The organism is Paenisporosarcina sp. P4_D4 (assembly GCF_056401835.1).
Window position 1 is genome coordinate 13,292 of record NZ_JBFUIO010000040.1, and the last position, 14,451, is coordinate 27,742.

At 42.6% G+C, this 14,451-nt stretch carries 15 protein-coding genes; all 15 read right to left on the minus strand.

The window, feature by feature from the left end; genetic code table 11:
• Positions 1–3 precede the first annotated feature (3 nt).
• Positions 4–927: a 2,4-dihydroxyhept-2-ene-1,7-dioic acid aldolase gene (gene hpaI / locus AC1DSL_RS10545; protein WP_477532130.1), complete on the minus strand. Its 924-nt coding sequence runs from the start codon at positions 925–927 to the stop codon at positions 4–6.
• A 38-nt stretch (positions 928–965) separates the two neighbouring features.
• A complete protein-coding gene (locus tag AC1DSL_RS10550) occupies positions 966–1,436 on the minus strand; it encodes a flavin reductase family protein (RefSeq protein WP_036659693.1) in 471 nt (156 codons plus the stop codon).
• 64 nt (positions 1,437–1,500) lie between these two features.
• On the minus strand, positions 1,501–2,985 hold the full coding sequence (gene hpaB / locus AC1DSL_RS10555; protein WP_477532131.1) for a 4-hydroxyphenylacetate 3-monooxygenase, oxygenase component: 1,485 nt from the start codon (positions 2,983–2,985) through the stop codon (positions 1,501–1,503).
• Between the two features lie 102 nt (positions 2,986–3,087).
• Positions 3,088–3,471, minus strand: a complete 384-nt coding sequence (locus tag AC1DSL_RS10560; protein ID WP_477532132.1) for a 5-carboxymethyl-2-hydroxymuconate Delta-isomerase — start codon at positions 3,469–3,471, stop codon at positions 3,088–3,090.
• A gap of 20 nt (positions 3,472–3,491) precedes the next feature.
• On the minus strand, positions 3,492–4,250 hold the full coding sequence (locus AC1DSL_RS10565) for a fumarylacetoacetate hydrolase family protein (RefSeq protein WP_477532133.1): 759 nt from the start codon (positions 4,248–4,250) through the stop codon (positions 3,492–3,494).
• Entirely contained in the window at positions 4,247–5,038 is a 792-nt protein-coding gene (locus AC1DSL_RS10570) for a fumarylacetoacetate hydrolase family protein (RefSeq protein WP_477532134.1), read from the minus strand. Before AC1DSL_RS10570 ends, AC1DSL_RS10565 begins: the two co-directional genes overlap by 4 nt.
• A 121-nt stretch (positions 5,039–5,159) precedes the next feature.
• Entirely contained in the window at positions 5,160–5,957 is a 798-nt protein-coding gene (locus AC1DSL_RS10575; protein ID WP_477532135.1) for an ABC transporter ATP-binding protein, read from the minus strand.
• Positions 5,935–6,981: an ABC transporter permease gene (locus tag AC1DSL_RS10580; RefSeq protein WP_477532136.1), complete on the minus strand. Its 1,047-nt coding sequence runs from the start codon at positions 6,979–6,981 to the stop codon at positions 5,935–5,937. Before AC1DSL_RS10580 ends, AC1DSL_RS10575 begins: the two co-directional genes overlap by 23 nt.
• Positions 6,982–6,999: 18 nt before the next feature.
• Positions 7,000–7,980, minus strand: a complete 981-nt coding sequence (locus AC1DSL_RS10585; RefSeq protein WP_016427260.1) for an ABC transporter substrate-binding protein — start codon at positions 7,978–7,980, stop codon at positions 7,000–7,002.
• 83 nt (positions 7,981–8,063) lie between these two features.
• Entirely contained in the window at positions 8,064–9,503 is a 1,440-nt protein-coding gene (locus AC1DSL_RS10590) for a dihydrolipoyl dehydrogenase family protein (RefSeq protein WP_477532137.1), read from the minus strand.
• Position 9,504: 1 nt separating this feature from the next.
• Entirely contained in the window at positions 9,505–10,731 is a 1,227-nt protein-coding gene (locus AC1DSL_RS10595) for a dihydrolipoamide acetyltransferase family protein (protein WP_477532138.1), read from the minus strand.
• A 12-nt stretch (positions 10,732–10,743) separates the two neighbouring features.
• Positions 10,744–11,760 (minus strand): alpha-ketoacid dehydrogenase subunit beta, encoded by a 1,017-nt coding sequence (locus AC1DSL_RS10600; RefSeq protein ID WP_477532139.1) that lies wholly within the window; start codon positions 11,758–11,760, stop codon positions 10,744–10,746.
• Positions 11,761–11,764: 4 nt separating this feature from the next.
• Entirely contained in the window at positions 11,765–12,820 is a 1,056-nt protein-coding gene (gene pdhA / locus AC1DSL_RS10605) for a pyruvate dehydrogenase (acetyl-transferring) E1 component subunit alpha (protein WP_477532140.1), read from the minus strand.
• Between the two features lie 15 nt (positions 12,821–12,835).
• Positions 12,836–13,984, minus strand: coding sequence for a Leu/Phe/Val dehydrogenase (locus AC1DSL_RS10610; protein WP_477532141.1), 1,149 nt, complete (start codon positions 13,982–13,984; stop codon positions 12,836–12,838).
• A 42-nt stretch (positions 13,985–14,026) separates the two neighbouring features.
• Positions 14,027–14,422, minus strand: coding sequence for a thioesterase family protein (locus AC1DSL_RS10615; RefSeq protein WP_477532142.1), 396 nt, complete (start codon positions 14,420–14,422; stop codon positions 14,027–14,029).
• Positions 14,423–14,451 lie beyond the last annotated feature (29 nt).

A 14,451-nucleotide genomic window follows, 5' to 3' on the forward strand; every position in this document is an offset into this window, starting at 1 on the left:
TTATTAGTTTACAGCCGCTTCCTTTGGAAGTTTCCCAAGGTCGACGAGTGTTTCGCGAACTTCTTTTTTCAGAGCCTCTGAAGGGAATCCTAAAGGCAGTCGAAGTTTCGGATTGATTTTCCCCATCATGCCAAGCGCTACTTTTGCAGGTCCAGGGTTGGTATCTTTAAACAACACATCGTTTAATGGCATTAATTCGAAGTGCAAATCCTGACATCTTGCTACGTCGCCCGCTTCCCATGCATTGTATAATTCGGCCACTTTGACCGGTTCAACGTTCGCTGTTGCGCTGATGAATCCGGCCCCACCAATCGCAAGCATCGGATAGCACAGAAGTTCGATTCCTGAATACAAAAGGAAGTCTCTGCCGCAGTTCAGCAATACACGGTTGACATGCTCGAAGTCTTTGTTCGCTTCTTTTACACCGACGATATTTTGGCAATCTTCCACTAAACGTTTCATCGTGCTTACTTCCATATTGACTGCAGAACGACCCGGGATATTGTAAATGATAATCGGTGTTGTCACTGAATCTGCGACTGTTTTAAAATGCTGGTAAAGGGCTTCCTGATTTGGCCTGTTGTAATAAGGCACAATTACCATCGCAGCATCAGCACCGATTTCTTCAGCGTACTTTGTCAATTCCAATGTTTCGTCATGGTTTGTCGACCCTGTTCCAGGCGCGAAAAAGACACGGCCGGCTATAGTTTCTTTTGCAAGGGCCATCACTCTTTTTCGTTCAGCAATTGTCAAAGAGCTCGGTTCCCCGCTTGTCCCCGTAACGGAAATCCCATGACTGCCACTTTCAATTTGCCAGTTAATTAACTCAATAAATGCTTTTTCATCAATTGCGCCGTCTTCTGTAAACGGGGTAACGACCGGACAAATGGACCCTCTTAATTTTCTTTTCGCTTCTGTGTATGCCAAATTCATCTACTCCTTTAAGGAATTAATGTACGTCAATGTTATTCCTGAAGTTCTTTCAGTTCACGATATTTTCCCTGGCTGTAGAGCAACGGGTCATGTTGTTCCAGTTTGACGCCCGTTACTTGCCCGATAAAAATGGTATGATCGCCAGCTACATATTCGCTATGTAGTTTACACGTCACAACTGCCAGTGAATCCGGAAGAACAGGAAGTCCTTTATATGAAGAGAACGTTATTTCATCCTCTAAATTTAACTGACCGGAGAATTGCTTGGACTCATTTACTTGTTTGGACGTCAGGATATTGACAGCAAATTGTTTTGCTTCTTTGATATGTTGCAGCATTCTAGCTCTTTCCCCAATGCTGACGGCGATAAGTTTCGGGTTTAATGAAATCGACATGAACGCATTTGCGGTCATGCCATGTACCTCACCAGCGACTTCGGTCGTTATGACTGTGACACCGGTTGCGAAACTTCCCATTGCATTGCGAAACAATCGATCATCCACTTCATGTTCATCATTGTGCATATTCAAATCTCCCTTCCACTAACTTAACGAGTCTATTATTTGATTAAGATAAAATACCCGCTTCTTTTTTCGCTCTGTTCAGGAAGTCGTTCACCATGTTTTTATATGGTTGCTTGTCGAATTGATCGTAATAAGCATTAGACATCCGCACTGGATCTCCGAAGAAATAGTACTCATACAGTGCTTGGCGGTTACCGAAGGCACTGATTGAAATATCCCATGCTAAGCGGAATAATTGAACTTTTTCCTCACCATTGATGTTGGCACCTTGCGTGTAACGATGAACTAATGTTCCGACATCCGTACTACTGAAGTCTGCTTCTGTTGGCAATGCCATCAAGCCGGATGCGCCAAGAATTTTAATGATTTCATTCATCCGTTGGTACATTTTCGGGTACCAGTTACGGGCTGCGTTCAACGGTTCAAAGTCTGGTGTCATATTGCCATATTGATCGATTTTGGCGTTGTGTTCGGCGCGGTACAGGTGAGAACGCATCACTTCCAAAATGACCATGATTTCGCTCGCTTTTTCTTTTACATGCATGAACTGATCAATTCCGATTGCTTCCATCATGTTGACGACCACACCGAGAATGAACTCTGTTTTCACCGTGTTTTTGGCGATGACTTGATGCGTCATATGTATGACCGCATTCGTTTCCGTATACGTACGATTACAGATGTTTGTACTTTCGCTTACAAATACTCTTTCCCAAGGAACAAAAACGTCTTCAAACGAGATAATCGCATCACTTTCGTCAAAACGGGCACCGAGCGGATGATCCCATTTGCTCTTCCCATAGTCGAAGGATTCACGAGACAGGAATTTCAGCCCTGCCGTATTATTTGGAATAGCGAATGCGAAAGCATACGGATCGTCCGTCGTTCCTGGAGTCCGATTGATAGTGGAAGGGAAAACGACCAGTTCGTCAGTGATACCACCTAAAGTGGCCAACAGGCGGCAACCGTTTACAATAATTCCGTCTGGTGTCTTTTTGGTTATACGTGCGGATAGTGTAGGATCTTTTTGATCCGATTGAGTCAATGTCGATCGGTTCACTTGTGGGTGGATTAATGTATGAGTTAAGCTGATGTCATTTTCACGTGCATATTCATAATAGTCTCTGGCATTTTTGGCAAATTGCTTACTGCCGCCACCTTCTTGTGCGAAGAATTCACTGGCGGTACCAAAAGCCATAATGCTTGTATTTAAATAGTCTGGAGAACGTCCCATCATGCCGCCGGAAAAACCAGCCCATTCGGAATGCATTTCACGTCTTCTAAATAAATCTTCTTTGGTTTTCGGTGCAATAAAGGAAAGCCCAACTTTTTTGCCAGAAGTCGGTGAAGTATAAAGCATCTTCTCTGGCTTCTCATGTTGCAGATCATATAGTCCAGCTACACTTTCCACAACGTTTTTAAAGGCAGGGTGTGTCGTGACGTCTTCCACTTTCTCCCCGTGAATCCACACTTCAGTGTTCCGTTTTTTTATGCCTTCGATATATTCTTTTCCTGTACGAGCGCCCATTTAATTCCCTCCTATTTCGGTTCTATCTATACTGACTTTGATAGTAATTTTAATTTTCAGATTTATACAGCTAAAACGATGCATAAATCAGAGCATAGTCTTCTATTTAAATCGTGCATGGATATTATTTTGCTTATATGTGCCGGCCTCACTGAATTCGATCAGTTCCATCGACAATGCCAAGTAACGTTTGGACATGAGTTCCGAAAAATGATTTTTCAATACGGCAAATAATGCATCGCAAGCTTCTTTTTTAACTTCTACCGAACGTCCTGCTCCTATTTTCAACACGGCATGGACAAAAGCATCGTCTTCAGACCCGTCAGCAACCCGGTAATCTTTTAATTCAATTGCCCTTGAACGGATGCCCCCTATAGGGAAAACGGAGTCCCGTGAAATGAGGACTTTATGAACTTCTTCAAATAGCAGCGCGATATTCACCTCATTTTTGATATTATCCGTATATTCCACTGTAAAATGCGGCAAGCGGTTTCCTCCTGTTCACGTTACCGGTTCGAGAACGCTTCATCCCCGATAATGGTATTGACCAATCGTCCGATTCCTTCAATTTCTGTCACGACTTCATCACCGACAGCAGTATCGACGGACCCTTTAGGAGTGCCTGTAAGAATGACATCATTCTCACTCAATGTCATGAAGCTGCTTAAATATTCTATGAGCGTCGGAATATCAAAAATCATATCCGCTGTCGTTCCTTCTTGAACAAGCTTGTTATTGACATGTGTAGTCAACTTCAATTCCATCGGATTGGCCACATCATTCGCATCGATGAGCCAAGGACCAAATGGTGTACACGTATCACGGTTTTTGACACGCAAATTCGGACGGTAATAATTTTCAAGATAATCCCGAATCGCATAATCATTTGCTACACTGTAACCTTTGACATACTGATAAGCCTCTTCTTTTTTTACATTGCGAGCAGTCTTTCCAATTATTACAGCCAACTCACATTCATAATGCATGTACGAGACGTCCGAAGGGCGACGGGTATTTGCATTATGGCCGATAAACGTATTCGGTCCCTTCAGAAAAACCAATGGTTCTGATGGTGCATCAAATGCCAGTTCGGCTGCATGATCCGCGTAGTTAAGCCCTAAAGCAAATACAGTACGCGGGACGATTGGCGTCAACCAGACAACTTCACTTTCCTCAACAATCCGTCCATCATCAAGCTTCAGGCTGCCTTCCCATTCAATCGCTTGATGGATAGAGCCGCCATAGGATATCCGTGCTGCTCTCATTGCGCCCACCTCCGGTTGAAAGATTCTTCGTCAACCAGTACATTTTCTAGTTTGCCGACACCCTCTATCTCAATCCGGACTTTATCTCCGACTATTGCAAGTGGCGCATCTTCTGGTACCCCTACGAGCAATACGTCTCCTGGACTCAATGTCATAAATTCAGTCACGTCAGCAAGTAAACGGGCAACGGGGCGAATTAAATTCTTTGTTGAATTTTCCTGTCGCAGTTCATTGTTGATGAACACACGGATGGTTACATCATCCGGATTTTTCATTTCGTCCCTATCAATAACCCATGGTCCGATTGGACAAAATCCATCGCGGCATTTTTGTTGTACAGCTGGTCGAAATAGGCTTGTATGCGGAACGCTCACGTCGTTAACGATCGTATAGCCTGCCACATAATCCATTGCTGTTTCTTCCGTTACCGCAACTGCTGTTTTGCCGATGACAATTCCAAGTGAAGCACCCATTTCAAGTTTCGATTCGCTTTTAGGAACCGGTATGCCTGCTCCATATCGATTCAATGTATTTTCGGGTTTAATGTATAAAACAGGAGCAACTGGAGGCGAAAGGTATGGTTTATCATTAACCTTATCACCAAGTCGTTCAAGGCCACCATTAAAGTTCAATAATGTACCATAAACCGTTCCAGTAACGGGGTTGTCCAAGGGTATATCTTTTATACCAAACTCATTACCTTCAAATTCGATTGAATTTGTTTCTGTATTCACAGATACGGAAGATAATTCTCTTGAATCAGTTCTTTTGATATTTGCATTAAGCATTCGAATCACTCCTTAAGTTATTAAACTAGTTGTTTCTCGGTTCAATAACTACAAGTATATAAAATTGAACATGTTTAAGAATGAGACTCATTCAGAACTCACTTTGAAAAGGCATCCTGAATCAAACAGACAATAAGGCTTTATCACTGGTAAGTTTTTCGCCACGTATACGTTGGAATTCATCCATTAGTTTAGGAATGGTCAAATTCTTCTTCTCTTGTACGTCAAATTCCAAAATAATTTGTCCTTTGTCCATCATGATTAATCTATTTCCTAAGTCCAAAGCTTGTTGCATATTATGCGTGATCATCAGCGTGGTTAGTTGATCCTTTTCAACCAGTTGTTTTGTTAAATTGGTAATCAGTTCCGCACGGGAAGGATCCAGTGCCGCTGTATGTTCATCCAGTAGTAAAATCGACGGTTGTGTAAAGGTTGCCATTAATAGAGAAAGAGCTTGTCTTTCACCACCAGAAAGCAAACCCACTTTCGCATTCAAGCGGTTTTCAAGATTTAAATGAAGTGTTTCAAGAGATGCACGAAATAATTCCCGTCGTTTCCTGTCAACACCGATTCTTAATAAACGTTTCTTATTGCGTGAATAGGCCATTGCTAGATTTTCTTCGATTGTCATCGAAGGTGCTGTACCAGCCATCGGGTCTTGAAATACACGACCAATCATCTGCGAACGCTTATACTCCGGCATTTTTGTAACATTTTTATTGGAGATTTCAATTTCGCCAAAATCAGGAGACAGAGCGCCGGAAATCATATTCAACATAGTGGATTTCCCTGCGCCATTGCTTCCGATAACCGTCATGAAATCACCTGGATTTAAATGGAGATTAATCTGGTCTAATGCTATTTTTTCATCTGGTGTGGCTTCATTGAATAATTTGTTAATCTGGACGAGTTTCAGCAACTGCAGCTCCCCCTTTTGATCGCGATTGATACTCCATTAACCGTTCCGCATGCCGTTTGGCTTTTCTGCTTTTCTCTCTTCGCTTATCAAAGTATTGAGGGAGGATCAATGCACCGATTACAATAACCGCTGTAATCAATTTCATGTCTCCCGTATCAAGAAAGTCCACTCTCAGTGCCAGTCCGAGTACAATTCGGTAAATAATAGCACCTGCTATAACGGCAAATGTCGTACGGACAATGGTTTTCGTCCCGAATATTGCTTCACCGATAATTACGGAAGCGAGACCAATGATGATCATTCCTATTCCCATCCCAATATCGGCAAACTTTGCATATTGAGCAATCAATGCACCTGAGAATGCCACCAGAGCATTGGAAAAACCAAGTCCTACAATAATGAGTGTGTCAGTATTGGCTGACAGGCTACGAATCATTTTCTTATTATCGCCGGTCGCTCTAATCGCTAGGCCAATTTCTGTTCTTAAGAACCAATCAACCACAAATTTAATGAGCAAAACGATGATGGTCATAATGAATAAAGTACCCCAGGTAGCTGGCAAATGCTGTACCCCCAGCATGCTGAGGAAATTATTCACCGCGGTGTCGATTCCAAGAGAACCCCAAAAAGATTGGAATTGATTGAACATTGACTCTGCATTTAGTAAAGGGATATTCGGACGACCTATGGAATTTTCCGAGGTCAGTCCCATTATTCGAAGATTAAGGGAATACAACGCAATCATCATCAAAATCCCGGAAAGTAGAGCATTGATTTTCCCTTTCGTATGTAGAAGGCCGGTGACACAGCCTGCAAGAAAACCTACAATGACGGCAAGAGCCGTCGCTGCCACTGGATGATATCCTAAGGTGATCATCGTGGCAGCAACCGCAGCTCCTGATACAAAACTTCCGTCAACGGTTAAATCCGGAAAATCCAAAACACGAAATGAAATATATACACCAAGTGCCATGATTGCATAGATGATTCCTTGCTCCACAGAGCCAAATACTGCTGAAAACATGTAGAATCACCTCCTGATTTATTTGCTGAATTCAGCTTTCCACTCGTCTTTTATCTCAAGTCCGATTGTTTCTGCTGTATCTTTGTTCATGATGAATTTTAACTTTTGTGGAATGTCTACTGGAATTTCGGCTGGCTTACTTTCACCTTTAAGGATTTTCACAGCTTTTTGACCAGCTTCGTACCCGATGTCATAGTATTCAAATCCATATGCAGCTAAACCGCCTCGTTTAACAGAATCGAATTCACCGACCATCATCGGCAATTTATTTTCATTTGCGACGGCAATGACCGATTCAAGCGCAGAAACAACAGTATTATCTGTAATGATGTACAAAGAGTCTACTTTGCCGATCAATGATTCTGTTGCTTGTTTTACATCTGCAGACGTTGCAACCGATGCCTCAACAACCGTCATATCCATATCTTTCAGCATCGCCTTGACCGCATCCACTTGGGCACGTGAATTTTGCTCTCCTGAGTTGAAAACCATCCCAACTTTTTTAGCTCCTAATTCCTCTTTCAGGAACTTCATCGTATTGGAAATCGCATCAGGATGACTATCAATCGTTCCTGTTACATTACCGCCCGGTTTTTCCATCGATTCGACAAGCTCTGCCCCAACTGCATCTGTTACTGAAGTGAAGACAATTGGAATATCACTTGTTTTACTCAAAGCAGCCTGTGCACTTGGTGTTGAATTTGCAAAAATTAAATCAACATTCGCACTGACAAGGTTGTCTGCTATAGTCGTGTTGATACTTGGATCACCTTGTGCAATTTGAACATCGTACTCTGCTTCAATCCCTGCATCTTCCAAAGCTTTTTTGAAGCCATCGTAAGCTGCATTTAAGGAAGGGTGCTCGACAATTTGTGTTACACCAATCTTGAATGTCTTATTTTCACTTGATGAATTCGTCTTTTCCCCATCCCCACATGCCCCTAGAAGCAATGCTGAACCGAGTAATACAACTCCGATTTTTTTCAGACCATACTTCATTACAATTCCCCCTACTAGATTAGTTATATTTTCAAACTCGAAACCAAAGGAATGAATGCTACTGTGAAAAATTGTTTCTCGATTCAAATGATTAATAAATCTTTCTTCTTAGCAGGTGCGGCATGGATGGCTTGTCCGATTAATCCTTCCACCGCTTCAAGCATTCCCTCACCCATCCCTGGATGAGCATAATGAGGGAATTTGACGTCTTCTTCTTTTGCGGCCATTTCTAGTAACTGCACAAAGGAACTGGACATTTCGATTGCCCCTTCTCCGATCATATGAATCCCGCTAATAATTTCTGTTGCGGGATCGGAAATCACTTTGATGAAACCATCCTTTTTTCCAGTTATGGCTGCGTAGCCGTTGCCGCCAAGAGGGTATTGGCTGACCCGAACATCGAACCCAAAGTTGCGGGCATTTACTTCAGTAAGACCAACCGAAACAATCGGTGGAATGGTATGTGCCACAATAGGCATGAAAGTCATGTCTACTTCAGGTTTATGTCCGACAATCGCTTCAACCGCAGCTTTTCCTTGTTTAATTGCTTTAATTGCCATCAAAGGACCTTCGGTTACATCTCCTATTGCGTAAATGGATGGAATCGATGAACGCATAGATGCGTCGACGTGAATGTAGCCTTCYTCCGTTTGTGCAACACCGATGCGGCCTATGCCAAGTGGTTTAATATTTGGTTTTCGGTATCCCGTTACAAAAAGATGAGAGCCGTGAATCGTTTCTTCGACGTTTTTGTCATTTTTGAACGTAACAGCAATTTCATGATCATGATCTTCAGTAGAGAGCAATTGAGCATCTTTATAGATATTTATTTTTCTACGTTTAAATAAACGCAGCAATTCTTTATTGATGGATTCATCAAAAGCAAAATTTGCTTTGTCCTCAAATAGAATGCTCACTTTTGCTCCAAGTGCCGCAAAACTAGAAGCCACTTCAAGGGCAATATAATCCTGTCCTGAAACGACCAAGTGCTCTGGCATTTCATTGAGTTCAAATATTTCGTGTGATAACAGTATTCGTTTACTTTTTACTTTGATGGAGTCTGGCAGAATCGGAGAACTCCCGGTTGCAATGATTGCCTGCTCGAATTCAAAAATATCGAACTGATGACCATTTTCCACACCGATTTTGTCTGCTCCGAGAAAAGTAGCTTTGCCTTGAATCACTTCAATTTTATTGTTTTTACAGAGACTTTCGACGCCGGTTCTAAGACCATTAATTGCTTTGTCTTTATAACTCAGCAGCTTAGTCAAATTGAAAGTATCATCACCTTCACCAATCCCAAGTTCGTGTAAATGGTCCGTTTCTTCCCGTTTCTTTGCCGCGTGGGTAAAGATTTTTGATGGGATACAGCCTTTGTTCAGACAAACCCCGCCCATGTTGGACTGTTCAATCAAAGTAACCGACAACCCAAGCTGCGCACCTCGTATCGCTGCAGAATATCCACCCGGACCCCCGCCGATGATGATGAGATTTCGTTGTTGACTGATTTCACCGACAACCATATTAAATCATCTCCATCATCAGTTTATGTGGGTGTTCAATAAGGCTCGCAAAGCGGTTTGTAAATGCTACAGCGGTTGCACCATCTGCGACTCTGTGGTCAAAAGCCATGGAGAGTGTCATGATATGACCGATGACAATTTCATCCAGCTCATTGACAATTGGCTGTTTTTTAGTTTTATGGAAAGCAATCAATGCCGTTTCCGGATAGTTGATAATAGGTGTAGCACCTGTACTACCCAGCGGACCGACGTTACTTACAGTAAATGTGCTGTTCTGCATTTCAAACGGTTGCAGTTTCCCGGAGACCGCTCTTTCTGTCAAATCTTTTACATCTGCATGAATCGTTTTAATCGATTTCTTATCCGCATCGTGAACGACAGGAACAATCAAGCCGCTATCTGTGTTTGTGGCGATCCCGATATGATAATTTTTCTTAAGAAGAATCCGACTGTTCTCTTCATCAAGTTCAGCATTGAAAATTGGGAAGTCTTTTAATGAAATTACTAGAGCTTTAATGAGGAAAGCAGAGACGCTGACCGATTCACCGGACGCTTTCAATTCTTCTCTCATTTTAAATAAGTTCGTCATGTTCACTTCATCAAAATGGGTAACATGCGGAATTGTGAATAATGATTTCGTCATCTTTTCCGCAATTTTTTTGCGTATGCCTTTAAACGGAATTTCATCAGGTGTTTCCTGACGAACTGCTGACTGAGGGACCGCCATAACTGATTCTTGATAAGTTTCAGTTTGATGACCTTTCAGGAATCGATAAACATCTTCCTCCGTCACTCTTCCAGATGGATCAGATGCTTGGACATCTTCTATATTGATGTTATGTTCACGCGCAATTTTACGAGTGTATGGCGCTGCCAAGACACGGGTGAAAGTCGTCTGCATATTCTTCTCTTTAAAGACAGTTGGAGTAATCATTTCGTTTTTTACTTCCTGTTTCATTTCAGGGGATGTTTTTTGTACTGTTTTTACTGATTCATCCGCTTCGATATAAATCAGGCTAGTTCCGACTCTAACCGTTTCGCCGGCATCGATAATGATTTTTTTTACGATACCTGAGCAGGGAGAAGTAAGTTCTGCAACCATTTTATCGGTCTGTACTTCAACAAGTGGTTGATCCGTACGTACGGAGTCCCCAACTTTAACCAAGTAATGGACAATCTCTCCTTCGGTCATCCCTTCTCCAATGTCATGTAGTTTTACTTCGAGCATGGCATTTCCCCCTTAAAAATGAACCACTTTTTCAATCCCTTCAACAATACGGGCAGGTGTAGGAAGGTAATGTTCTTCCAAAGTGAAGAAAGGAACAGGAACATCAAAGCCCGTAACTCTTTCGATTGGAGCACGTAAATATAGGAACGACGTGTCATTGATTATGGACACAATATCATTACCGAGCCCTCCGGTATGATGCGCTTCATGAATAATAACCGCTCGTGTCGTCTTTTGGACGGACTCTGCAATAATGTCCCGATCAATCGGATAGAGTGTACGAAGATCGATAATTTCACAACTGATGCCTTTTATCTCTGCCTGTACGGCCGCTTTTTCAGCGATTGCAACCATGGCACCCCATGCAATCAAAGTGACATCCGTACCTTCACGGACGACTTTTCCTTTGCCAATTTCCACCGTATATTTTCCAACAGGTACTTCTTCTCTTTGCGAACGATAGTTTTTCATCGTTTCCAGGACCAGTACCGGGTCTGGATCTTCCATAGCTGCAATCAGTAACCCTTTTGCATCATACGGATTTGAAGGGCAGACAACTTTTATTCCCGGCATATGCGTGAACAAAGTTTCTGTACTATCGGAATGGATTTCAGGTGCACGAATTCCCGCTCCGTATGGGGCCCTGATGACCATAGGTACCGTAAAATGTGACATTGAACGCATACGGATACGGGAAACATGGGTCATGATTTGTTCGTATGCGGGATAGATAAAACCAAGGAACTGTATTTCCGCAATCGGTTTGAATCCGTTAACAGCAAGACCAATGGACGTTCCAATGATGCCGGATTCAGCTAATGGGGTATCCACTACACGGTCGGCTCCGAACTTTTCCTGAAGCCCTTCTGTCGCACGGAACACTCCTCCATTTTTCCCGATGTCTTCACCCAGGATGATGGTACGATCATCCTCTTCGAGCAATAATCGCATGCCATCATTAATTGCCTGGATCATCGTCATCTGGGTTGTCTGTGCCTCTTCATGATTTGATTCTTTCATTGTCGTCATCCTGTCACCGCCTCCCCAAATGTGCAAGATATGCTTCTTTCTGTTCAGCGAGTTGAACGGGCAATACTGCGAATACATGATTGAAAACATCTTCCACGGTTGGCGGTGGGTAGTTTTCCATTTCATCGACAGCCGCTTCGACTTCATTCGCTGTTTTTTCTGTCATTTCCTTAATCCACTGTTCATCCCAGTAGCCATAGTTTTTCATGAACAATTCCATTCGTTCCATAGGGTCAACAATATGCTGGCCTTGTTCCGCAGGGCGATATTTCGATGGATCATCCGCAGTCGTGTGAGCACCTTTTCGCCATGTAACTGCTTCTATTAATGTCGGTCCATCTCCATTACGTGCACGGTCAAATGCTTTTTTCGTTTCAAAGTAGACCGCCAGACAATCATTTCCGTCAATACGGACACCTGGTATTCCATAAGCAACTGACTTTTGTGCAATCGTCTTGGAATTCATTTGTTTTTCCATCGGAACTGAAATCGCATAGCCGTTATTTTGATTGAAGAAAACGACTGGAACTTTGAATACGCTCGCAAAATTCAGTCCTTCATGAAAGTCACCTTCTGAAGTGGCTCCGTCTCCGAAATAAGCAATGGAGGCATTTTTTGTTCCTTTCAGCTTTTCTGCCCAAGCTGCACCCGCAGCATGAGGCAGTTGAGTAGCAATCGGTACAGCCGGAGGAAAGATATTTCTACCTTCAGGTGGTACACACCCTTCTACTCTTCCATTCCAATACAAAAATGTTCTAGTCATGCTTTTTCCAAAAGTCAGAGTCGCACCATGGTCACGATAAGTCGGGAAGACCCAGTCATTCTCCTCAAGCGCTAACGCACTTCCTACCTGTGCTGCTTCTTGCCCTTCGAAAGGCGCGTATGTACCAAGTCGCCCTTGTCGTTGCAAGTTAATAGATTTTCTGTCATAAGTGCGGATACGCAGCATGTTGTAATACAATTCTTTTACCAATTTTTCATCAATCGTATTTTTATAACTTTCATCAATGAGAACGCCTTGATCGTCTATTATTCGTTTAATCGGATAGTTTTGTTCCACTTAACTTGCCTCCATTCAGGATAAGTTGCGTATGGACCACTTTGGTTTAGCTGGTGCTGTATAGAAGCTATTTCGCTTCGATCTTTCCGCAATTCGTTTTTCACACATCTCATTTGCGGATTCTTCTGTTGTTTTGCCGCTGCTGCTCGCTTCCTTGAACACTTCCAAAATCGCATCATAAATATGTTTTGTTTTGGCAAGTACACGTTCATGATTAATCCCGTACAACTCATCAGCTACTTGAATAAGGCCGCCGGAATTGACGATATAATCAGGAGCGTATAAAATTCCTTTTTCGTGTAACATTTTCCCGTGAGTGTCATTCAATAGTTGATTGTTAGCTGCACCAACGATTGCTTTTACTTTAAACTGAGCGATTGTATTGTCATTGATGATTCCACCAAATGCACAAGGAACGAATATATCTGCCTGCTGTGAATAAATATCTTCTTTTGCTATCACGGTCACTTTGCCGGCAGTTGTTGCTGCTTTCGCTTTAATGGCATCTATACTATCCTGATGGATATCTGTTACGAAAATTTCAGCACCAGCTTCAAGCAATCCGCATGCAACTTTAAATCCAACCTTTCCGAGGCCTTGAATGGCGTAGGTGTGTCCGCCCAATTCATCGTTTCCAAAGAGCATATGATTGGTCGCTTTAATGCCGTATAGGACACCTGCTGCCGTCGGAATAGATGAATCCCCGCCACCACCATATTCGACCGGAAGGCCGTTGATAAAATTGGTTTCTTTTGAAGCGTGTATGAAATCATCCATTGCCGTACCCATATCTGTTCCTGTATAAAAACGGCCACCTAAAGAATTGACAAATTGACCGAATGCACGGAACAGTTCAGGTGACTTATCTGTTTTCGGATCCCCGATTATGACTGCTTTTCCGCCTCCAAAATCCACGTCAGCGGCAGCGCATTTGTACGTCATGCCTTTTGACAATCGCAGAACATCTTCCAGTGCCTCGTCCATACTGTTATAAGGTTGCATACGGCATCCGCCGAGTGCAGGACCGAGTGTTGTATTATGGATTGCAATGATGGCACGCAAACCAGTGGAAGGATCGTTACAAAAAACCACTTGTTCATGCGCACTCATTTTATCGAAGAGCTCAAATTCTTTAGCCATTGATGTTCTTTCTGCAACTTTCATTCGAAAGGCCTCCTTAAAATCTATCACTTGAATTTGCTAAATTTAGACTGACGCTTCTTTTAACTTATTGGCTATTGTTTCTTTTGATAGGATGACTTGCATGACTTCACCTTTCCCAATTACACCTAAATGGTTTCGTGCCGTCACTTTTGTCTTAACAAAATTGTCGCGAAGTTCGATCACATAAGCTGTCAAAGACACGACTGAACCAAGAGGGGATGCAGCAATATGTTTCAGTTGGACTGATGCACCCATTCCCTCTTCATGCTCTTCCAAAAAAGGAAGAATGATTTTTCTTGAAACCCACTCCATATGGTATGTCATTGCTACTGTTGAATAGACAGGGTGAACGACTTCACCTTCAAATGCAGCATACATATCCTCTGTCACAATGATTTCGATTGATTCTTCTCTGCCTAACTCCAGTCCCCGTTTCATACTCTATCTCCTACTTACTATTTAGTTTA

Excerpts from the sequence above, each read along its gene's own strand:
- AC1DSL_RS10570 (WP_477532134.1), bottom strand. The coding sequence starts at position 5,038 with ATGCTTAATGCAAATATCAAAAGAACTGATTCAAGAGAATTATCTTCC.
- AC1DSL_RS10580 (WP_477532136.1), bottom strand. The coding sequence starts at position 6,981 with ATGTTTTCAGCAGTATTTGGCTCTGTGGAGCAAGGAATCATCTATGCA.
- hpaB (WP_477532131.1), bottom strand. The coding sequence starts at position 2,985 with ATGGGCGCTCGTACAGGAAAAGAATATATCGAAGGCATAAAAAAACGG.
- AC1DSL_RS10565 (WP_477532133.1), bottom strand. The coding sequence starts at position 4,250 with ATGAGAGCAGCACGGATATCCTATGGCGGCTCTATCCATCAAGCGATT.
- AC1DSL_RS10595 (WP_477532138.1), bottom strand. The coding sequence starts at position 10,731 with ATGCTCGAAGTAAAACTACATGACATTGGAGAAGGGATGACCGAAGGA.
- AC1DSL_RS10600 (WP_477532139.1), bottom strand. The coding sequence starts at position 11,760 with ATGACGACAATGAAAGAATCAAATCATGAAGAGGCACAGACAACCCAG.
- AC1DSL_RS10610 (WP_477532141.1), bottom strand. The coding sequence starts at position 13,984 with ATGAAAGTTGCAGAAAGAACATCAATGGCTAAAGAATTTGAGCTCTTC.
- AC1DSL_RS10585 (WP_016427260.1), bottom strand. The coding sequence starts at position 7,980 with ATGAAGTATGGTCTGAAAAAAATCGGAGTTGTATTACTCGGTTCAGCA.
- AC1DSL_RS10615 (WP_477532142.1), bottom strand. The coding sequence starts at position 14,422 with ATGAAACGGGGACTGGAGTTAGGCAGAGAAGAATCAATCGAAATCATT.